This is a genomic window from Paraburkholderia sp. CNPSo 3272 (genome assembly GCF_024206495.1).
Classification (GTDB): domain Bacteria; phylum Pseudomonadota; class Gammaproteobacteria; order Burkholderiales; family Burkholderiaceae; genus Paraburkholderia.
Genome location: NZ_JAMBPQ010000017.1, coordinates 117,153 through 137,937, shown reverse-complemented (window position 1 = coordinate 137,937; position 20,785 = coordinate 117,153). Strand labels below are relative to the sequence as shown.

The window sequence follows — 20,785 nt, the reverse complement described above, 5'->3', positions numbered from 1 at the left end:
CGTCATACCGTAGCCGTCCCCATGACGGTCCTGGTGCGGAGGACGCCTTGCCCGAAGTCTCGCCCAACCCCGGCGCGGTCCGCTCGCGAGTCTGGCGTTTGCTCGTGCTGCTGGTCGTGGCGCTGATTCCGATCCTGCTGTGTGTGGTGCTCGGGCGTTACGAGGCCGAACGCATTGCGCAGCGCGAGGCGAGCCTCGCTTCCACGTTTATCGTCGGGCAGGTGGTCGCGATCGTCGAGACGGCGCAGAGCGCGGCGCGCTCGTTCGCGCCGCGTGCCAACGAAGCGTGCGACACGCTCTCGCGGGATCTCACGCGCAAGGCCGCCACCGTGCCCTATGTGCGCACGCTCAATATCCTTTACGAAGGCCGCGTCGACTGCTCGTCCGCGTACTCGCAACAGGCGGTTCCCAATGGAGGCTGGCTCACAGGCAGCGTGCCGGCCTCGCAGGACGAATGGCTCCTGATCGTCGAGGACACGCCGATGGTGCGCAACCGCCCCTCGCTGCTGGTGGGCGTGGCGGGTGAAGCGGGGCGCGCGGTCGTGGCCGTGGTGGACGTGCAGTACCTGCTGGATCTGCTGCATGGCGCGGCGCCGCTCGCGGTGTTTCGCCAGGCCGAGCTGAGGGTGGGCGAGGGCACCGTGCTGCGCGAAGCCATGGCGCTCGTGAACGTGCGCGGCGCGCCGTTGCTGGTCGAGGTGCAAAAGCGCATGGCGGGCGCCACGATCGATCTGAAGATCTACGGGCGGCCCGAGCGCATTCTGGAAAACTGGCGCGCCTTGTTGCTGCGCTACATGCCGTGGGCGGCTGCCCTCTCCGCGTGGCTCGTCTGGCTCGTGAGCCGCTTGCAGCAAAGCGGGCAGTCGCGCCGCGAACAACTGCTGCGAGCCATACGCGCGAACGAATTCCATGTCGAATATCAGCCGCTCTACGGCGTCGAAACGGGGCGCTGCGAGGGCGTGGAGGCGTTGCTGCGCTGGGTGCGGCCAGGCACGGGCGCGATCCGTCCGGACGAGTTCATTCAGGTAGCCGAAGAAGAGCACGTGATCGTGCCGCTCACGCAGCATCTGCTGAAGCTCATCGAGCGCGACGTCGCCACATGGGAGGTCGCGCCGGGCTTTCACCTCGGTGTCAACTTCGCGCCCGAGCATCTGTCGGGCGTACAGCTCGTGAGCGACGTGCAGGCGCTGCGCACGGCCGTGGCGCCGCACGGCGCGACGATCACGCTGGAGATCACCGAGCGTACGCTGGTGCGCAATACCGAGCAGGCGCGCAGCAATCTGGTGACCTTGCGGCGCGAGGGCGTGAGGGTCGCCATCGACGACTTCGGGATGGGATATTGCTCGCTCTCGTATCTCGAGAAATTTCCGTTCGATATCCTGAAGATCGATCGCGGCTTCGTGCTGACCATCGATGCCCAAGGCAGCAAGGCGGCCGTGCTCGACGCCATTATCGATCTCGCGCATAGCCTTGGCGCGCGGCTCGTCGCCGAGGGGGTGGAAACGCAGGTGCAGCGCGACTATCTGTGCGCGCGCGGCGTCACCTATATCCAGGGCTTTTTCTACGCGAGACCCATGCCCTCGGAGGCGTTCGTGCGCTGGTATCGCGCGAACGGGGCGCATATGTCGCCCAATCCGCACATGACGGCCGGCACATAGCGCGTGCGCGAAACACGCCCGCGTATTCCCGCCGGCGTGATTTGCTTAGCGCCAAACATCGGTTCTGCGAACGCGTGCGGCCGGGTAGCATCATCGCTTCGATGGCTGCGCCTGTGGGCGCATGCCCCACGCCAACACGGAAGCGCTGAACATGACTCGCCCCACGCCGCCCCGGCCCTATGGCCGCCGCCACTTCCTCGCCACGCTGGGCGCGACGCTTGCCGGCGCGGCGCTGCCCGCAACGGCGCTCGCCAAATATCAGCCCGACCAGTTCCGCATCGGCTACCAGAAGGCCGCGAGTACGCTCGTGCTGCTCAAGGCCAACGGCACGCTCGAAACGCGCCTCGCGCCGCTCGGCATCAAGGTGTCGTGGACCGAATTCCCGGCCGGCCCGCAATTGCTCGAAGGCCTGAACGTGGGCGCGATCGACTTCGGCTACGTGGGCGAGGCACCGCCCGTGTTTGCCCAGGCGGCGGGTGCGGACTTCGTCTACACGGCGTATGAGTTGCCCACGCCGCACGCGGAAGGCGTGGTGGTGGCGAAAAACTCGCCGATCCATGACGTGGCAGGACTGAAGGGCAGGAAGATCGGCCTGAATCGCGGCTCGGACGTGCACTGGTTTCTCGTTGCGCTGCTGCAGAAGCACGGCCTTTCGATCGGCGACGTGCAGCCGGTGTATCTGCCGCCCGCCGACGCGCGCGCGGCGCTGCAAAGCGGCGCCATCGATGCGTGGGCGATCTGGGACCCGTTCCTCGCGGCCGTGGAATCGCAGGACGGCGCACGCCTGCTTGCCGACGCCAGCGGCGTGGCGAGCCATCATCAGTTCTTCCTGAGCCAGCGCGAATTCGCGCAAAACCGCAAGGACGCGCTGGCGATCGCGCTGGACGAACTCGGCAAGACGGGGCAATGGGTGCGCGCCAACACGGCGGCAGCGGCCGCGAAACTCTCACCGATCCTGGGCCTCGATGCGGCGACGATCCAGACCGGCCTCACGCACTACGCGCATGAGTACCGGCCTATCGACGCCGCCGTGATCGCGCAGCAGCAGAAGATCGCGGACACGTTCTACGACCTGAAAATCATTCCGCGCCGCGTGGTGACGAAGGACGCCGTGCTTGCTTGACTGCATGAGCACGGGCGATCCCGTGCTCATGCAACGCCAGGGCTTAGTGCTGCGACGACCAGCCCTTGTAGCTGCCCACGTTGTCGCGCGTGACGAGCTGCGGCGTCATTTCGATCATCGGATTGGCAGGCTTCTTGCCGTTCATGATGTCGTAGCCCACCTGCACGGCCGTTTGCGCCATCTTCCACGGGTCCTGGCTGGCCGAAGCCTGCACCAGCGTATCGCTCTTGAGCGCCGTTTCGATATCGGGCGCGCCGTCCACTGACGTAATCACGATGTTGCTGCGATGCAGCTGCTTCGCGGCAAGGTCGCTGCCGATGGCTTGCGGATCGTTGATGGCGAACACGCCGGCGATCTTCGGAAAGCGCGTCAGGTAGCCCTGCATCACGTTCATGCCGCCTTCGCGCGAGCCCTTGGCGTCCTGATCGTCGGAGAGGATCTTGATGCCGGGCGTCTTGGCGAGCACCTGCTTGCAGCCGTTCACGCGGTCGATCACGGCCGAGACCTGCGGCCCGTTCTGGATGATCACGTTGCCGGTGTTGTTGATCTTCTTCGCGAGGTATTCGCACGAAATCGCGCCGGCCTTCACGTTGTCGGTCTGCACGGTGGCGTCGGCGCCCGCGGCGGCCACGTCCACGGCCATCACCACGATGCCAGCCGCCTGCGCCTTCTTCACCGCCGGCAAGATCGCCTTTGGATCGGTCGCGTTCAGGAGAATCATGTCGACGTGAGCCGAAATGAAGTTGTCGATCTGCGTGAACTGCTTGTTGAGGTCGTAGTCGGCGGAAACGGCCGTGACCTTGGCATTCGGGTTGATCTGTTTGGCCTTCGCTTCCGCACCCTGAACGATCGTCACGAAGTAGGGGTTGCCGAGCGAACCCACGGTGATGCCGATCGACTTGAGCTGCTTGTCGGCGGCATGCGCGCCTTGCAGTGCGAAACCGAACGTGAGGGCGGCAGCGGCGAGAACGACTTTTTTCTTGAACATGAGGTTGTCTCCTGAGGGGTCCTGTTTGGGTGCTTTCCGGGCGAGCGCAGCAGGACCGCCTGCGCTCGGCCTGTTTCCGGCTGATGCTGGTTCGAATCTACGCTTAGGTGCGGGCCGAGCCGCGCTGGCGGTAGCGGTCGAGGGCCACGGCGCCGACGATCACGAGGCCCTTGATGATGTACTGCCAGATGTCCGACACGCCGAGCAGCACGAGGCCATTGGTGAGGACGGCGATGATGAGCGCGCCGATCAGCGTGCCGATGATCGAGCCCACGCCGCCCACGAAGCTCGTGCCGCCCAGAATCACCGCGGCGATCGCGTCGAGTTCGTACGACTGGCCCAGTTGCAGGCCGTTGGCTGCGTAGAGACGGGCCGCCGACATCACCGCGCCGAGACCCGCGAGCAGGCCCGACACGGCATAGACGAACATCTCGATGCCCCACACCTTGATGCCCGAGAGGCGCGCCGCTTCCGGGTTGCCGCCCACCGAGTAGATGCGCAGGCCGAGCACGGTACGGCGCAGCACGAACCACGAGCCGGCCACCACCACGAGCGCGATGATCACGAGCCAGGGCACGCCGAGCACCGTGCCGTTGCCGATGAAGGCGAACGACAGTTGCGGGTTGAAGATCGTCGTGTCGTGACCCATGAGGCGCGCGATGCCGCGCACCGCCGTGAGCGAGCCGAGCGTGACGATGAACGGCGGCAGGCGCAGGAGCGCGATGAGCGCGCCGTTGATGAGGCCGAAGCCGAGGCCCACCGCGAGCGCCATGGGCACGCCGACCCAGCCCCAACCCGCGAAGTTCGATCCGATCATGGCGGCCATCGCAGCGGCAGCCAGCACCGAACCCACCGAAAGGTCGATGCCGCCCGTGAGGATCACGAAGGTCATACCGGCGGCGAGCACGATGTTGATCGACGCCTGCTGCGTGACGATCGAAAGATTCTCCAGCGTGAAGAAGCCATCGGTGAGCAGACCGAAGCCGATACACAGCAGCACCAGCACCGGCAGCATGCCGGCGGTGCGCACGAGCGATTTCATGCGCTGGCGATGACCGTCGACCGCGACGCTGCGAGCGGGTTGAGCGCCTTGCGCGGGCTGTGTGGGCGAGGCCGCGACACCGTGCCGGGGAAGAATGCTTTTCATGTCGTACTCCTGATGGACGTTTCTTGCGAAGTCGGTGAAGGTCAAGCGGCTTCGTCGAGCGGGTGCTGCGAGCCAGTGGCGAGTTCGATGATCGCCTCCTGGCTGATGGGTTTGCCGGTGTAGCCGCCAAGCTCGCCGGCGAACACGCCTTCGCGCATGACGAGCACGCGGTCGGCCACGCCGATGATCTCGGGCAGCTCGCTCGAAATCACGATGATGCCCACGCCGGTCTTGGCGAGGTCGTTGATGATGCGGTAGATCTCGGACTTGGCGCCGATATCGACGCCGCGCGTGGGCTCGTCGAGAATCAGCACGCGCGGCTTCGTTTCCAGCAGGCGCGAAAGCAGCACCTTCTGCTGGTTGCCGCCCGAGAGCGCGCCCACGTTCACGCGCGCGTTCGGCACGCGAATGGAGAGCGAGCGGATGGCTTCCTTCGCACGCTCGCCGCCGCGCGCGAGGTCGAGCACGCCCATGCGCGCGTCGCGCCCGGCCACGGCGACGTTGATGTTGTCGCGCACGCTCATGTCGAGAAAGAGGCCCTGATGCTTGCGGTCTTCGGTCAGGTAGACGAGGCCCGAGTTGATCGCGTCGCGCGGCGTGTGCACGTTGAGGGTCTTGCCGTCGATGGCGATCTCGCCGCGCACGCGCGGCTCCGCGCCGAAGATGAGGCGCGCAAGCTCGGTGCGGCCCGCGCCCACGAGGCCCGCAATGCCGAGCACTTCGCCCGCGTGCAGGTCGAGGCTGCAGCCGCGCACGCGCTTGTCGTCGGCCACATCGCGCACGGTCAGCACGACCTTGCCCGGATCGTAGGGCGCGTGCGCCTTTTTGTAGAAGCCCGAAATATCGCGGCCCACCATCATGCTCACCAGGCTCTCCGCGTTGAGCGCGTCGCGCATCAGCGTGCCCACGTAGCTGCCGTCGCGCAGCACGGAAACGCGGTCGGAGAGCTCGTACACCTCGGCCATGCGGTGACTGATGTAGATGATCGCAAGCCCTTCGTCGCGCAGCTGGTTGATAAGCTTGAAAAGACGTTCCGTTTCGCGCGAGGAAAGCGGCGTGGTGGGCTCGTCCATCACGATGATGCGTGCGTCGCTATGCACGGCGCGTGCGATTTCCACCAGCTGACGCTCGGCGATGGAAAGCGAGCCGACCAGCGTGGTGGGCCCGAAGCTCGCACCGAGGCGCTTGAGCACGTCTTCGCAGCCGCGCTCCATGGCGCGCCGGTCGACCGTGCCGAAGCGGCGGCCGCCCTTGCGCAGTTCGCGGCCCGCATGAATGTTCTCCGCAACGGAGAGATTGGGCGCGAGGCTCAGCTCCTGATAGATCACGGCCACGCCCAGCGCGCGCGACGCATGCGGCCCGTCGATCACGACCGGCTTGCCCTCGATGAGAATTTCGCCGCCGGGATCGGCCTGGTAGGCGCCCGAGAGAATCTTCATCAGCGTGGACTTGCCCGCGCCGTTCTCGCCCATGAGCGAGTGGACCTCGCCGGGGTAGACGGTGAGGCGCACATTGTCGAGTGCGCGCACGCCGGGGAAGGTCTTGGTGATGCCCCGCATTTCCAGCAGCGGCGGCGTGGACTCAGAGGGCGACATGGCTCTCCTCCTGCGCTTGTGCGTAAGTTTGTGCGCCGGCGCCCATGAGGATGCCCGCGCGCGGCGAAAAGTTGAAGAACATGGGGAGCGTGGCCGCGCCGAGCGCCCCCGCATCGGGACCGAAGGTGCCGCGCACCAGGGCCGGCGTGCCGCGCGCCTCGGGCGCGGTGGCTGCAACCGCGAGGCGCAGGCGCTGCATGAGCGTGTCGATGAGGCCCGCGTCCACGTCGGCGTCGAGCACCACGGCCGGCACGTCGAGCACGCAGAACGCCGAGCGCAGCGCGGGCGCGAGCGCATCGATGCAGTCGTCGAGCCATTCCTGCACGCCGGGGTGGCCGCGCGCGATGCATGCTTCCAGATCGGCGCGGCTGTCGATCGTCTCGCCGCAATACTGCAGATGGCGGCGCAGCGCGATGAGCGACGCGCGCGACAGCAGGATGTCCCACTGACCGGGCGGCTTGTGCGCCGAGGGCAGGCGGCTCGGCGGCACGGGCATCACCGCGAAATCGCCCGCGTTGCCGGTGAGGCCGCGCACGCAGTCGCCGTCGATGGCGATGCCGCCGCCGATCGCCGGGCCGAGAAACAGGTAGAGGAAGTCGTCGCGCTGGCGCCCACAGCCGTAGAAGATCTCGGCGATGGCGGCCGCGTTGCCGTCGTTTTCGCTGAACACGGGCAGCGCCGTGGCGCGAGCGAGTTCGCCTGCGAAATCGACGTCGTTCCACACGCGGAAGGTATCGGCTGGCAGGCCCAGTTCGCGCAGCCAGCTGCCGAGGTTGTACGGCTGCGCCACGCCGATGCCGGCGAGGCGGCTGCGTTCCTCGATCGTGAGGAGCCCCAATAGCTCGGCGATGTCGCGCTGCACGATCTCCTGCGCGACCGAAGGTTGCGGCAGCAGCATGTCGCGCGAGCGGCGCTCGATCATTTGCCCCGCGAAATCCACGAGCACGGTTTCGATGTTGGTCCGGTCGAGCCGCACGCCGATGGCGAACGCGCCGCGCGGCGAGAGGCGCAGGAGCGAGGCGGGCTGCCCGCGCTGGCCGTCGCGGCGGCCGCTCACCTCGATCAGGCCATTGGCCGTGAGCGACGTGATGATGGTGCCCACCGCCGTGCTGGTGAGATTCGCGAGACGCGCGAGATCGGCCTTCGACGCCTCGCCCGCGCGACGCAGCGCCTGAAGCAGCAGGCGTTCGTTGAAGCGGCGGACGTTGGCGGAATTGCTGCCCTGACCGACATGCGGACTTCTCACGTGTCTCCTCCGGTCCCGTTGCAAAACTGAAGAGGTCGGCGCGGTTGAAGTGCGTGGCCGACTAAATAAATCAAGTTGATTTATTTAATGCCAAAAATCGGGAGCTGTCAGCCTGGGGAAATCCCGTTATGGATAAAGGGGCGGGATGTTGGGGCCGCGTACGATGCGGTCCCCGATGCAAAAGCTTAGGAGACTTTTGCCGCGAAGGGGAAGAAGCGGGGAGCGAGCAGCAGGCGTGCCCGCGCGTTCGGCTGGCGCGCGGGCTGTCGAGGCGTGGGGCCAGTGTTACGAGCGCGCTTCGCTCGCGTCGCGGCAAGCAAACCACCGGCGCGCCGTGCGCGGCGGCTCTGCGCTTTCCGCCACCTCGCGCCACCAGCGCTCCCCACGATGCGGCTCGACCAGATCGAGCCGCTCCCCCATGCGCGGCGTGGAGAGCGTCACGCCGCGTGCGAGCGCGAGGCCGGTCACGCGTTCGAACGGGTCCTGCCAGCGATGCATTGCGAGATCGAACGTGCCGTTGTGGATCGGCACGAGCCACTCGCCGCGCAAATCCACGTGCGCCTGCACCGTTTCCTCGGGCTGCATGTGGACGTAGGGCCATTGCGGGTCGTACGCGCCGGTCTCGATGAAGGTTGCGTCGAACGGGCCGAGCCGCTCGCCGATCGTGCGAAAGCCGTCGAAGTAGCCGGTGTCGCCGCTGAAGAACACGCGCAAGTCGGCGTCGGCGATCACCCACGAAGCCCACAGCGTGCTGTTGCCGTCGAACAGGCTGCGCCCCGAGAAATGCTGCGCCGGGGTAGCGGTGAACTCGACGCCCTCGACATTCGCGCCTTGCCACCAGTCGAACTGGCGCACCTTCGCACCGTCGATGCCCCATTCGATCAGCCGGTCGCCCACGCCGAGCGGCGTGAGAAACACGCCCGTCGTGGCGGCGAGCGCGAGCACGGTTTCGCGGTCGAGGTGGTCGTAATGGTCGTGCGAGAGGATCACGCCGCGCAACGGCGGCAGATCGGCAAGCGCGATGGGCGGCGCATGAAAACGCTTCGGCCCGAGCTTGCGGAACGGCGAAGCGCGCTCGGCGAATACCGGGTCGGTGAGCCAGAAGTGGCCGCGCAGCTTGAAGAGCAGCGTGGAATGGCCGAGCCGGTAGACGCTGCGGTCGGGCGCGGCCTCGAGCTCCTCGCGCGTGAGCGCCTGAACGGGCAGCGCGCTAGCGGGCATGGTGCCGCCCGGCTTGTGGAAGATCATGTTCCACATGATCTTCAGCGTCTTGCCAAGCCCCTCGGCCGGCCGCGGACGCACATTGCGAAAGCGCTCGCCATCGTGTTGCGGCGAGGTGGACGAGAGCTCGCGGCCGCGTTGTGCGGCGCTCAGGCCCAAGGTACGGCTCAGCGATGCGAAAGGCGAGGTCATGTCGGCGGCTGCCTTTGGAACAGGAAGTAGACTGCACAGTGTAGTTTATTCGGGCGAAAAGTAAACTGTCTGGTGTAAGATTTGGGAATGGATTGCCTCTCAGCCACCCCTCAGCGCCTGACCGACCGCAAGCGCGCCGCCATCGTCGCGGCGGCCATCGACGAATTTCTGGCCTCGGGCTTCGACGCCACGAGCATGGACCGTATTGCGGCGCGCGCGAGCGTCTCGAAGCGCACGGTCTACAACCATTTCCCGAGCAAGGAGGCGCTGTTCGCGTCGATCCTCTGCCAGCTCTGGGACGCGAGCGCGACTGCCGACGCGCCGGCCTACCGCGCCGGCGAGCCGCTGCGCACGCAGCTCGTCGAGTTGCTGATGCGCAAGCTGCGGCTCCTGAACGACGAGGCGTTCTTCAAGCTCGCGCGCGTGGCGATCGCGGCGGGCATCCACTCGCCCGAGCGCGCGCGCGACATGGTGGCCCGCATTGGCGAGCGCGAAGAGGACCTGACCGTCTGGGTGCGCGCCGCCGCCGCCGATGGCCGCCTGAAAACGACCGACCCGGCATTCGCCTCGCAGCAGCTGCACGGCATCGTGAAGGCGTTCGCTTTCTGGCCGCAGGTTGCGATGGGGCAGCCCCCGCTCGACGACGCGCAGCAGCGTCAGGTCGCCGAGTCGTCCGCCGATCTCTTCCTCGCGCGTTACGCGTGAGCGCCTGACCGCGCGCGGCCCCAACGCGCAACGGTTCTTCTGGAATAGACTCTTGCCTTTCAGGATCGCGGGCTGACTGAGAGGACACCCACATGCCATTCATGCTGCTCATCGCCGAGCCGCGCGGCCAGCGCGACACGCGCGCGCCATCCGAAGGCGAGGCGCTTTACGCGCGCATGGTCGCGTTCGCCGAAGAACTCGCCGCCGAGGGCACGCTAATCGACGCGCACGCGCTCACATCCGACACCGGCGGCGCACGCGTGCAGGTGCGCGAAGGCCGCACGAGCATCGTCGACGGCCCGTTCGCCGAGGCGAAGGAGATGATCGGCGGCTTCTTCCTTGTCGATTGCGCAACGCGCGCCGAGGCGCTTGCCATTGCGCAGCGCTGTCCCGCGGCGCAATGGGCGAGCGTCGAAGTGCGCGAAACCGGTCCGTGTTTCCGCTGAGGCGGCGCCTCGCCAGGTAGTTTCCCCAGGCACGCAAAACATTTCGCTGTCCGTTGTCGATTTCCGTGCGCCCCGCGCGTCGTGTTCATGAGCGCATCAACCGGTGCCGCTTGCTTCGAACCACCCCGAACGCCACATTCAGGAGAAGACAATGCGATTCATGATCATGGTGCGCGCCAACGCGCTGACCGAAGCGGGCGAGCCGCCCGACGACGTGGAAGTATTCGCCGAGATGGCCCGCTATCACGAGGAACTGGCGAAGGCCGGCGTGCTGCTCGACGCCTCGGGCCTGCAGCCCAGCTCGCGTGGCTTTCGCGTGCACTATACGAACGGCAGGCCCACGATCCTCGACGGTCCGTTCGCCGACACGAAGGAGCTGATCGCCGGCTATACGCTGATCCAGGTCCGCTCGCGCGACGAAGCGCTCGAATGGGCGCGCCGGTTCCCGTCGCCGTTCGGCAAGCAGACCGAAGGCGAGGTCGAAGTGCGGCAGCTCTATGAGCTGGACGAACTTCCGCAGTGCGAGGGCGTCGAGAGTTTTCGCCAGCTGCAGGAACAACGTAAGGCGTCCTGAGCATTTAATCGATCATCGTGAGGCTTCAAAACATGCATAAGCACATCTTCGTCAATCTGGGCGTGCGCGATCTCAAGCGCTCGATGGACTTCTTCGGCCAGCTCGGCTTTAAGTTCGACCCGAAATTCACCAATGACCAGGCCGCCTGCATGGTGCTGGGCGAGAACATCTACGCCATGCTGCTCACCCTCGATTTCATGCGCGGCTTCACCGACAAGGCGCTCGTGGACGCCCGCGAAAGCACCGAGGTGCTGACCTGTCTTTCGTGCGTGTCGCGCGAGGAAGTGGACGGGCTCGTCGACAAGGCACTCGCGGCGGGCGGCACCTCGAAGCGTCCGCCGATGGAGTGCGGCACCGACATGTACGGCCGCAGCTTCGAAGACCCCGACGGCCACATCTGGGAACTGATGTACATGTCGCCGGCGGCGATCAAAAAGGGCGCACACGGTTCGTGACGCAAACGCGCGACCCTCACGACCCATTCACGGCAACGCGCCGCGCGGTCGAGGCCGTGTGGCGCATCGAGTCGGCGAAGGTGATCGCCCACGCCGCGCGCATCGTGCGCGACGTGGGCGTGGCCGAGGAAATCGCGCAGGACGCGTTCGTCGCCGCGCTGGAAAGCTGGCCCGCGAGCGGCATTCCCGAGAACCCCGGAGCGTGGCTCATGACCGCCGCGAAACATCGCGCGCTCGACCGGCTGCGTCGCGCGGCCTCGCATGCCCGCGCGCACGAGGCGCTGGGCGCGGATCTCGAAGCGCTCGAAGCGCACTTCGCGCCCGACTTCGTGGAGGCGCTCGACGCCGCGCGCGAGGACGAGATCGGCGACGATCTGCTGCGGCTCGTGTTCGTGGCGTGCCATCCGGTGTTGCCGAAGGAGGGACGCGCCGCGCTCACGCTGCGTCTGCTGGGCGGCCTCACCACGGCTGAGATCGGGCGCGCGTTCCTCGTGCCCGAGGCAACCGTCGCGCAGCGCATCGTGCGGGCCAAGCGCACGCTCGCGGCGGCGAAGGTTCCGTTCGAAGTGCCGCGCGTGGCCGACCTCGAACCGCGACTTGCTTCGGTATTCGAAGTAATTTATCTGATCTTCAACGAGGGCTATGCAGCCACGGCGGGCCCGGACTGGACACGGCCCGCGCTGTGCGAAGAAGCGCTGCGCCTTGGCCGCATGCTGGCGGAACTCGTTCCGCTCGAGGGCGAGGCGCACGGCCTCGTCGCGTTGATGGAGCTGCAGGCTTCACGCCTGCCCGCGCGGGTGGACCGCGCCGGGCGCGCCGTGCTGCTCGCCGACCAGGACCGCAGCCGCTGGGACGCGCTACTGATTCGGCGCGGGCTTGCCGCGATCGCGCGCGGTGCTGCCTGCGCCGGTGCGCCGGGCACGTACGCGCTGCAGGCGGCGCTGGCGGCTTGCCATGCGTGCGCGCCGAGCGCGGCGGCGACCGACTGGGCGCAGATCGTCTCGATCTACGACGTGCTGCTCGAACTCGACGCGTCGCCCGTCGTGCGACTGAATCGCGCCGTGGCGGTGGGGATGGCGCAGGGACCGCAAGCGGCGCTCGATCTCGTCGATGCGCTTTGCGCGGAACCCTCGCTGCGTCACTATCCGTGGCTGCCGGCCGCACGCGGCGATCTGCTCGCGAAACTGGCGCGCCATGGCGAAGCCCGCGCGGAATTCGAGCGCGCGGCCGCGCTCACGCAAAACGCGCGCGACCGCGAAGTGCTGCTGACGCGGGCGCAATCGTGCGCGCCGCGCGCTTGAGGGAGCGTCTTCGGAAGGGTCAACGCTTGCACTTCTGAAATATCGGGGCACAACGCTTGCTACCCGTGCGCGCTAACCATTCACTTTGCGCGGACCGGCGCGCAGGCTCCCGATGATTTCAAAAGCGACGATTCTGGCGGTTTCGTGCTCGGCCTTGCTGGGCACGGCGTGTGTGCATCTCGGTCCAACGCGCTTGCGCGCCGATCAGGTCGATTACGCAAGAGCACTCGGCGATGCAAAAAAACGCGGAATACTCGCGGCCGTGATCGGTTTGCGTTACGGCGACGCGCCCGCCTTTCTCACGGTGAGTTCGATCATCGCCGCGTATCAATTCGATTCGACGGCGGGCGTCACGGGCAATATCGGCTCAGGCGCGCAGCCGGACTATGCGCTTGCAACCGGTAATATCTCCTGGTCGAATCGCCCGACTTTCACGTTCACCCCAACCACGGGCGAAGCGTTCGCCTCGGCGTACATCCGGCCGCTCGCGCCGGAACTCATGATGCCTCTCGCCGAAGGCGGCATGCCGGTCGATCTGCTGCTGCGTATCGGCGCGCAATCGATCGGCGGACTGCAGAATGGCAGCGCACTAGGCGGAGAGGGCAGCGCGGGCTCGGCGGGTTTCTTCCAGTTGCTGCAGGCGCTGCGCCGCCTGCAACTGGCTGGCGAACTGAACGTGGAGTCGCGCAGCGAGAACGGCAAGAACACGGTGTTTCTCGCGCTCGGCGCGACGAACAGCGCGCAGTCGCCGCAAGTTTCGGCGGACCTGGCTCGCGTGCGCGAACTGCTGCATCTCGCGGCGGACACGCGTACTTACGAGATCGTCTATGGGCCTTCGGCGCAGGGCGGCAATCGCATTCCCATGGTGACGCGCTCGGTGCTCGGCATCCTCACGAATATCGGCGCGCAGGTGCAGGTGCCTGACGCCCAGGTGCAGAGCGGCGCGACGAAACCGACCGTCGGGCTGATTGGGGGCGAAACGCGGCCAATCATCATCGTGCACCAGGGGCCGAAGGCGCCCGCGGACGCCTATGTCGCGATCGAGTACGAGGGCACCGCGTATTGGGTCGAGCGCGCCGACTTCGACTCGAAATACGCGTTCACGGTCCTGCAGAACCTGATGGCGCTCGCGGAGGCCGACACGAGCAGCAAGGCGCCGGTCGTGACGATTCCCGCGAACTAGGCTTGCGCTTCCTCGCTACGCAAAGCGCTTGCGCGCGAACATCGCAAGGTCGATGCGGCTTTCGCCTTGCGTGATGCGCTCGGCCAGCGCCTCGCCGATCGCGCTGGCGAACTTGAAACCATGTCCGGAAAAACCGGTCGCCACGTGCACGTTCGGGCAGGTGAGCACGCGGTCGATGATGAAATGCTCGTCCGGCGTCATGTCGTATTCGCAGGCGCGGCCCACGCTCAGCTTGCCCGCGCCCGGCAAGTAGCGATCCAGGAAGGCTTGCAGATCGCCGAGATCGCTCGGCTCGGCGCCGAATGGCGCAAGCGGTGCGTCCGCCGCGATGGGCTTGCCGGTGTCGTGGCGGCCCAGTTTGAGGCCGCTGCCGTCGAGATCCGGAAACCCGTAATAGCCGCCCGCTTCCGAGGCGACGAAAAAGCCCGGGAAGCGCTCCGGCGCAAAGAGGCCGGGCTCGCCCTCGAACCACGCGAAACACTTGCGCACGCGCGTGACCGGAACCTCGAGGCCCAGCGGCGCGAGTAGATCGGGAGTCGATTTGCCGGCGCACACGATCAAGTCGCGCGCGGTGAATTTTTCGTTCCTGTCGGTCCAGACGTTGACGCTTTCCCGCCCGTGACACTCGATGCGCGTGACGCGCGTATTCGTGCCCAGCGTTGCGCCGAGCGCAGTCGCGAGCTGGCGGTAAGTGCTGATGGCGCGCTCGCAATAGAGCACGCCCGCGCCGGGTTCGAAGTTCGCGATCTGCTCTGGCCGCAACCGCCACGCGGGCCAGCGTTTGCCGGCAGCGGCGGCGTCGAGCGTTTCCAGCGGGATGCCGTGGCTGGCGGCGCTCGCCTGCACCTCGCGCATGAACGCGTCGTCGGGCGAGCCGATATTGACGACGCCCGTGCGCACGAAAAGGGCAGTCTGCGTTTGCTGCTCGAGGTCTTCCCAAAGCTGCTGGGCGCGCAAGGCGAGCGGCACGTAAGCGGCGCCTTCGCCATAGGCGTGGCGAATGAGGCGCGTCGCGCCGTGATGCGCACCCTGATCGTGCGGTGGATCGCCGGCGTCGAGCACCAGTACCTTGTTGCCCAGACGGCTCAGGTAATAGCCAGCCGCCATGCCCATCGAACCTGCACCGACGATGAGCGTGTCGAAATGTCGATTGCTTGCGTTTGTGTCCTGCATGTAGTGCCCCGTGCGCGCCGCGGCGCGCGAACGTGTGTGCGTGTCGCGCGCCCGCAGAGCGGGACGGGCGCAACGTAAGGGCATTCATTGTCGGCGCTTCGCCCGCACCTGTCGAGCGAGGCCCGGCGCGCGCAGGGTCAGGCCCGGGCGCGCCGCTTGCGCGGCCCCGTGGACATGCGCGTAATGAGCTCGGGCGGCGGCCCGAGCACCATGGGCGGCTGCTGCTCCGGTTCGTCGATCAGCCGGATCAGGCTGCGGATCGACAGTTCGGCCACGGCCTCGGTCTGGATCGCGACCGTGGTGAGGGCGGGACGCATCTGGTGGGCGAGCTGAATGTCGGTGATGCCGATCACGGACACGTCGTCGGGCACGGCGCGCCCCATGCTGACCAATGCCTGAATCGCACCGATCGCGAGCAGGTCGTTGGTCGCGAAGATCGCGCTCACGCGCGGGTGCTGCGAGAGCAATTGCTGGCAGGCCGCGTAGCCGGAGTCGATCGAGTCGCGCACCTGCATCTGCGCCACGTTCGCGGGATCTACGCCGCCTTCGCGCAAGGCCGTTCGGAATCCTTCCGAACGGGCGTCCTGCAGGCCGCCGCAGCCGTCGCCGATCAGCATGGAAATATTTCGGTGTCCCAACTCAAGCAGATGCTGCGCCGCGAGTGCGCCTGCGCGCGCGAAGTCCACGGCCACGCACGGCAGCACGGGCGGATTCTCGGGATGCTCCCACATCGCCAGCAGAATGGGGCCGTTGTGCATGGCCGAGATGCACAGTTCGTTCATGGCGATGTCGGTGTTCATCACGAGCACCCCGTCCGCGAAGGTGCCCGCGATCTGGTTCAGGTAGGCGCGGCCGATTTGTGCGTCGTCGTCGGTGTTGCAGACCATCAGGAAGTGGCCCGCCTTGCGCGCGGCGCGCTCGGCCGCGAGGACGAACTCGGGATAGAACGGGTTGGAGATGTTCGAGAGCATGAGCGCGAGCGTGGACGAGCGCCCCTGCGCGAGCGCGCGCGCGTTGAGGTTGGGCCGGTAGCCCAGTTCGGCGATGGCCTGCAGCACACGCTCGGCCGTCTCGGGACGAACCTTCTCGCGGTTGCGCAGCACGTTCGAAACGGTAGCCGCCGTGACGCGTGCGCGCCGCGCGACTTCTGACAAGGTGACCATGTCGGACCTTTCCCACATTCAGGGAAGATGATTCAGATGTTGCAATGCTGCGGCCGGGTTTGCTACTTTTCTCCCACAACATCAACGGAGACAACGAATGCGCGATTATGCCGGATTCGAATTTAAGCGGTTAAATGGCCGCCGCGCAAGGGCTACGGGAAGTTTTCCGCGTAAAAATTTAAGCGCTTAAATTCGAGGCGAGAACATGGCGACGATACAGCTTTCGGGCGTCGGCAAACGCTACGGCGATCATCCGCCCGTGGTGCGGCGTGTCGACCTCGACATCGGGAATCACGAGTTTTGCGTGTTCCTCGGGCCTTCCGGCTGCGGCAAGTCCACCCTGCTGCGCATGATCGCGGGCCTCGAAGAATTGAGCGAAGGCGAACTGCGCATCGGTTCGCGCCTGGTGACGGACGTGCCCGCGGCCGAGCGCGGCGTGGCGATGGTGTTCCAGAGCTACGCGCTCTTTCCGCACATGACGGTGTTCGACAACATCGCGTTCGGCCTGAAGATCGCCAAGGTGCCGAAAGCCGAGATCGAGCGGCGCGTGCGCGACGCCGCGCGCAGCCTGCAACTGGAGGCGCTGCTTGACCGGCATCCCAAGGCGTTGTCGGGCGGGCAGCGGCAGCGCGTCGCCATCGGCCGCGCTATCGTGCGCGAGCCCGGGGTGTTCCTGTTCGACGAACCGCTTTCCAATCTCGACGCCGCGTTGCGCAGCCATACGCGCATCGAGATCGCGCGCCTGCACCAGCGCTTCACGGATGCGAGCGTCGTGTATGTCACGCACGACCAGGTGGAGGCGATGACGCTCGCCGACCGTATCGTGCTGCTGCACGCGGGCGCCGACATGGAGCGCCACGGCAGCGTGGCGCAAAGCGGCGCGCCGCTCGATCTCTATCACCACCCGAAGTCACGCTTCGTGGCCGGGTTCATCGGCTCGCCGCGCATGAACTTCATCGACGCGACTGTCGATTCGGCGGATGAAGAGGGCGTGCGCGTCACGCTCGAAGGCGGGCAGACGCTGCTCGCCTGCGTGGACGGCCGCGCATTGCAGCGCGGCCAGCCGGTCACGCTTGGCGTGCGGCCCGAGCATCTGCGGTTGACTGGCGACGATCAATCGATTGCGTGCGCAACGGTGCTTGCCGAGCGCCTGGGCGAACATAGCTATCTGCATGCGGACCATGCGGCGGGTACGCTCGTGGCGAAGGCGCCGGGAGATTCGCCTGTTGGCGTGGGCGAACGCATTCGCGTGCATGTGCCACCGCAGGCGTGCCATCTGTTCGACGGCGAAGGCGCAGCTTTGCGCCGGCTCGCGGCAGCGCACGCGCCGGCGCTGGGCTGATTTCGTTATACCCCGCCGGCAGAGCGGGTCACCAGGTCTGGCGGCGCGAGTGCCGTCAGTCGACAAAGGCAGTCCAACAGCATGTTGGATGGATCGACACAGGAGACAACAGATGTTTTCCAATCGCTTGAAAACGTTCGGTTCGCTGGCCCGCGCCTCGGCCGCCGTTGCGATCGCGGCGGCGACAGCGTTCACGAGCATGGCTGCCGACGCCGGGACGCTCACCGTCAACGTATCGGCGCGCGCCAACCAGCGCTCGACGTGGCAAGACGCCTTCGACCAGTTCAAGAAAGCCAATCCCGACGTCGACCTCAAGGTCTCCTATATAACAGAGGAGGCCTACAAGGTGCAGATGGGCGGCTGGCTCGCGACCGATCCGCCCGATGTGGTGTCGTGGCACGACGGCGAGCGCATGGCTTATTACGCCGAGCGCGGCCTGCTGGAAGACCTCTCCCCGGACTGGGCCAAAAACGGCTGGAACGACCAGTACGCATCGGTGAAAAGTGCGTCCACCTGGAACGGCAAGCAGTATGCCGCGCCGCTGGGCTATGACGCGTATGGCTTCTTCTATCGCAAGGACCTGTTCGCCAAGGCCGGCATCAAGTCCGAGCCGAAGACCTTCGACGAATTGCTGGAAAGTTGCAAGAAGCTCAACGCCATCGGTGTGCAGCCCATCGCCGTTGCCGCGCGCGACAGCTGGACACTCGCGGCCTGGTTCGACTATCTGGACCTGCGCATCAACGGCAACGAGTTCCACCAGAAGCTGATGGCCGGCCAGATTCCTTATACGGATCCGCGCGTGAAGAAGGTGTACACCACGTGGAAGACGCTGATGGACAACCATTGCTTCATGGAGAACGCGCTGTCCTACGACGTGGACTCGATCGCGCCGGTGCTCGTGAACGGCAAGGCGGCGATGATGCTGATGGGTACGTTCTTCTCGGCCAGCTTTCCGGAGAACATGAAGCAGAACGTGGGCTTCTTCCGCTTCCCGATCATCGACGCCAATGTGCCGACGGCCGAAGACGGTCCCGTGAACGTGCTGCTCATTCCTGCAAAGGCCAGGAACAAGGCCGATGCGCGCCGACTGCTCGCCTTCATGGAAACGCCCGCGATCAACGCAGAACTCGCGCACGGCTGGGGGCAGCTGCCTTCGAACAACAAGTCGGCCGAGCCTGACGATCCCATCTCCAAGGTGGGCTTCCAGACGCTCGCGAGCACGCGCGGCGGCATTGCGCAGTTCTACGACCGCGACATGCAGAAGGAAATGGCCGACGAAGGCATGAAGGCCATGCAGCAGTTCTACAGCGATCCGTCGCAACTCGATACGCTGCTTGCGCGCCTCGAAACGACGCGTCAGCGCATCTATCACAAGTAAAGCCGCGGTGCGACCGGTGCATTACGCCGCCGGCCGCACCTTCTTCGATCACCGGCGAGACTTCACCATGTCCGATACCTTGGCGCGCCCCGTTGGGGCGGCGCGGCCGCGTCGCGTCTCAACTGTGCGGCGGCAGCAGAATCGCGCCGCGCTGTTTTTCCTGCTGCCGGGCTGCGCGCTCTTCACGCTGTGCGTCGTCTACCCGATCATCAGCAGCATTACGCTCAGCTTCTATAACTGGGACGGCATGACCGCGAAGACGTTCGTCGGCCTCGCCAATTACGTCGAGCTGTTCCAGACCGATACGTTCTATACCGCGCTCAAGAACAATCTGCTGTGGCTCGTGTTCTTCCTGATCGCGCCGCCGCTCGGTCTCGTATTCGCGCTCTATCTGAACCAGCATGTGCGCGGCATACGCGCAGTGAAGTCGCTGTTCTTCGCGCCTTTCGTGCTTTCGGGTGTGGTGGTCGGTCTCGTGTTTTCGTGGTTTTACGATCCGACCTTCGGCTTGCTCAAGATGATCGTCGGACACGGCATTCCCGTGCTGGGCGACCCGAAGCTCGTGACGTTCGGCATTATCTTCGCCGCGCTCTGGCCGCAAACGCCGTTCTGCATGATCCTGTATCTCACGGGCCTCACGGGTATCAACCCGGAGATTGTGGAAGCCGCGCGCATGGAAGGCGCGAAGGGCTGGCGGCTCTTCTGGCACGTAGTGCTCCCGCAGCTTCGCCCGGCCACGTTCATGGCCATCGTGCTCACGGTGATCGGCGCGCTGCGCAGCTTCGACCTGATCGCCGTGATGAGCGGCGGCGGCCCGTTCGACAGCTCCACCGTGCTCGCGTACTTCATGTACGACCAGGCAATCAAATACTACCGCGAAGGCTATTCGGCTGCGATTGCCGTTGTGCTGTTCGCCATCATGCTCGTTTATATCGTGTTCCATTTGCGCCGCATGCTGCGCGAAGAACGCTGAATTACCCGTCGATTTCTCGTCGCTGTTCACGGAGTCGCTGCCCATGTATCCGCTTCCCGTCGATCGCTGGAAACCCGCGAATCGCGCGCTTTACAAAATCTCGTTGCCCATTGCGCTCGTCATCTGGCTGCTGCCCATGCTCGCCGTGCTCGTCACGTCGATCCGGTCTACCGAGGAACTGCAGCAGGGCGACTACTGGGGCTGGCCGAAGCACTTCGCCCTGCTTGAAAACTATGGCGCGGCGCTCACGCAAACACCCATGCTCCATTACTTCGCGAACAGCGTGCTGATCACGGTGCCTTCGGTGATCGGCGCGATCGCACTGGCTTCGATGGCGGGCTTCGCGCTCTCCACGTATCGCTTTCGCGGCAATACGGCGGTGCTGTTCGCCTTCGTCGCCGGGAACTTCGTGCCGATCCAGATTCTCATGATCCCGGTGCGCGATATGGCGCTGCGCGTGGGGCTCTACAACACCGTGTGGGCGCTCATCATCTTTCACGTGTCGTTCCAGACCGGATTTTGCACGCTGTTCCTGCGCAATTTCATCAAACAACTGCCGTTCGAGCTGATCGAGGCCGCACGCGTGGAAGGCGCGAGCGAATGGGCCATTTACTGGCGCATCGTCATGCCGCTCGTGCGGCCGGCGCTCGCCGCGCTCGGCATACTCGTCTTCACGTTCGTCTGGAACGACTACTTCTGGGCGCTCTGTCTCACCCAGGGGGACGACGCCGCGCCGATCACGGTGGGCGTGGCCGCGCTCAAGGGGCAGTGGACCACGGCGTGGAATCTCGTGGCGGCGGGCTCGGTGCTTGCAGCGCTGCCTTCGGTGCTGATGTTCTTCGCCATGCAGAAACACTTTGTCGCGGGGCTTACCTTCGGCGCGAGCAAGGGCTGATCGAGCCCGGCCGCAGCCGAAGGCCCT

General features: G+C 66.0%; 19 protein-coding genes. 12 read left to right on the top strand and 7 right to left on the bottom strand.

The features are described 5' to 3' along the window. Positions 1-47: 47 nt before the first annotated feature. Both M3I53_RS21445 and M3I53_RS21440 read left to right on the top strand, forming a co-directional pair. A complete protein-coding gene (locus tag M3I53_RS21445; RefSeq protein WP_254317850.1) occupies positions 48-1,658 on the top strand; it encodes an EAL domain-containing protein in 1,611 nt (536 codons plus the stop codon). A gap of 151 nt (positions 1,659-1,809) precedes the next feature. Then, positions 1,810-2,781 carry a sulfonate ABC transporter substrate-binding protein gene (locus M3I53_RS21440; protein WP_254317849.1) on the top strand — a complete coding sequence of 324 codons (972 nt, stop codon included), beginning with the start codon at positions 1,810-1,812 and terminating at the stop codon, positions 2,779-2,781. A gap of 43 nt (positions 2,782-2,824) precedes the next feature. On the opposite strand, the gene M3I53_RS21435 is transcribed toward M3I53_RS21440, so the two are convergent. The 5 genes from M3I53_RS21435 to M3I53_RS21415 form a co-directional block, all read right to left on the bottom strand. Next, the gene (locus M3I53_RS21435; protein ID WP_254317848.1) at positions 2,825-3,769 is read right to left on the bottom strand and encodes an ABC transporter substrate-binding protein; all 945 of its coding nucleotides are present in this window, start codon (positions 3,767-3,769) and stop codon (positions 2,825-2,827) included. A 103-nt stretch (positions 3,770-3,872) separates the two neighbouring features. Then, positions 3,873-4,916 (bottom strand): hypothetical protein, encoded by a 1,044-nt coding sequence (locus tag M3I53_RS21430; protein WP_069269055.1) that lies wholly within the window; start codon positions 4,914-4,916, stop codon positions 3,873-3,875. A 41-nt stretch (positions 4,917-4,957) separates the two neighbouring features. Beyond that, positions 4,958-6,511: a sugar ABC transporter ATP-binding protein gene (locus M3I53_RS21425; RefSeq protein ID WP_254317847.1), complete on the bottom strand. Its 1,554-nt coding sequence runs from the start codon at positions 6,509-6,511 to the stop codon at positions 4,958-4,960. Beyond that, the gene (locus M3I53_RS21420; protein ID WP_254317846.1) at positions 6,498-7,757 is read right to left on the bottom strand and encodes an ROK family transcriptional regulator; all 1,260 of its coding nucleotides are present in this window, start codon (positions 7,755-7,757) and stop codon (positions 6,498-6,500) included. The genes M3I53_RS21425 and M3I53_RS21420 overlap by 14 nt, the downstream gene beginning before the upstream one ends. A 285-nt stretch (positions 7,758-8,042) precedes the next feature. Further along, complete coding sequence (locus tag M3I53_RS21415; RefSeq protein WP_254317845.1) at positions 8,043-9,170, bottom strand: MBL fold metallo-hydrolase; 1,128 nt, start codon at positions 9,168-9,170, stop codon at positions 8,043-8,045. An 87-nt stretch (positions 9,171-9,257) separates the two neighbouring features. Here M3I53_RS21415 and M3I53_RS21410 point away from each other — a divergent pair, with 87 nt between their 5' ends. The 6 genes from M3I53_RS21410 (at position 9,258) to M3I53_RS21385 (ending at position 13,834) form a co-directional block, all read left to right on the top strand. Then, the gene (locus M3I53_RS21410) at positions 9,258-9,875 is read left to right on the top strand and encodes a TetR/AcrR family transcriptional regulator (protein ID WP_254317844.1); all 618 of its coding nucleotides are present in this window, start codon (positions 9,258-9,260) and stop codon (positions 9,873-9,875) included. Positions 9,876-9,967: 92 nt separating this feature from the next. Continuing rightward, positions 9,968-10,321 carry a YciI family protein gene (locus M3I53_RS21405; RefSeq protein ID WP_254317843.1) on the top strand — a complete coding sequence of 118 codons (354 nt, stop codon included), beginning with the start codon at positions 9,968-9,970 and terminating at the stop codon, positions 10,319-10,321. 151 nt (positions 10,322-10,472) lie between these two features. Further along, on the top strand, positions 10,473-10,895 hold the full coding sequence (locus tag M3I53_RS21400; protein WP_254317842.1) for a YciI family protein: 423 nt from the start codon (positions 10,473-10,475) through the stop codon (positions 10,893-10,895). A 32-nt stretch (positions 10,896-10,927) separates the two neighbouring features. Continuing rightward, positions 10,928-11,350: a VOC family protein gene (locus M3I53_RS21395; RefSeq protein WP_254317841.1), complete on the top strand. Its 423-nt coding sequence runs from the start codon at positions 10,928-10,930 to the stop codon at positions 11,348-11,350. Further along, positions 11,347-12,651 carry a sigma-70 family RNA polymerase sigma factor gene (locus tag M3I53_RS21390; protein ID WP_254317840.1) on the top strand — a complete coding sequence of 435 codons (1,305 nt, stop codon included), beginning with the start codon at positions 11,347-11,349 and terminating at the stop codon, positions 12,649-12,651. Before M3I53_RS21395 ends, M3I53_RS21390 begins: the two co-directional genes overlap by 4 nt. Positions 12,652-12,763: 112 nt before the next feature. Then, the gene (locus M3I53_RS21385) at positions 12,764-13,834 is read left to right on the top strand and encodes a hypothetical protein (RefSeq protein WP_254317839.1); all 1,071 of its coding nucleotides are present in this window, start codon (positions 12,764-12,766) and stop codon (positions 13,832-13,834) included. Positions 13,835-13,849: 15 nt separating this feature from the next. Here the strand turns inward: M3I53_RS21385 and solA are convergent, their stop codons facing one another. Together solA and M3I53_RS21375 are read right to left on the bottom strand one after the other, a co-directional pair. Then, positions 13,850-15,007 (bottom strand): N-methyl-L-tryptophan oxidase, encoded by a 1,158-nt coding sequence (solA, locus tag M3I53_RS21380; RefSeq protein ID WP_254317838.1) that lies wholly within the window; start codon positions 15,005-15,007, stop codon positions 13,850-13,852. 137 nt (positions 15,008-15,144) lie between these two features. Continuing rightward, positions 15,145-16,170, bottom strand: a complete 1,026-nt coding sequence (locus M3I53_RS21375; protein WP_254317837.1) for a LacI family DNA-binding transcriptional regulator — start codon at positions 16,168-16,170, stop codon at positions 15,145-15,147. Between the two features lie 205 nt (positions 16,171-16,375). On the opposite strand from M3I53_RS21375, the gene M3I53_RS21370 reads away from it, so the two are divergent. From M3I53_RS21370 to M3I53_RS21355, 4 genes are all read left to right on the top strand, one after another. Beyond that, the gene (locus M3I53_RS21370; protein WP_254317836.1) at positions 16,376-17,512 is read left to right on the top strand and encodes an ABC transporter ATP-binding protein; all 1,137 of its coding nucleotides are present in this window, start codon (positions 16,376-16,378) and stop codon (positions 17,510-17,512) included. A gap of 112 nt (positions 17,513-17,624) precedes the next feature. Beyond that, complete coding sequence (locus tag M3I53_RS21365) at positions 17,625-18,890, top strand: ABC transporter substrate-binding protein (RefSeq protein WP_254317835.1); 1,266 nt, start codon at positions 17,625-17,627, stop codon at positions 18,888-18,890. Between the two features lie 67 nt (positions 18,891-18,957). Continuing rightward, on the top strand, positions 18,958-19,863 hold the full coding sequence (locus M3I53_RS21360) for a carbohydrate ABC transporter permease (protein WP_254317834.1): 906 nt from the start codon (positions 18,958-18,960) through the stop codon (positions 19,861-19,863). Between the two features lie 43 nt (positions 19,864-19,906). Further along, on the top strand, positions 19,907-20,758 hold the full coding sequence (locus M3I53_RS21355) for a carbohydrate ABC transporter permease (RefSeq protein WP_133187218.1): 852 nt from the start codon (positions 19,907-19,909) through the stop codon (positions 20,756-20,758). Positions 20,759-20,785: the final 27 nt, after the last annotated feature.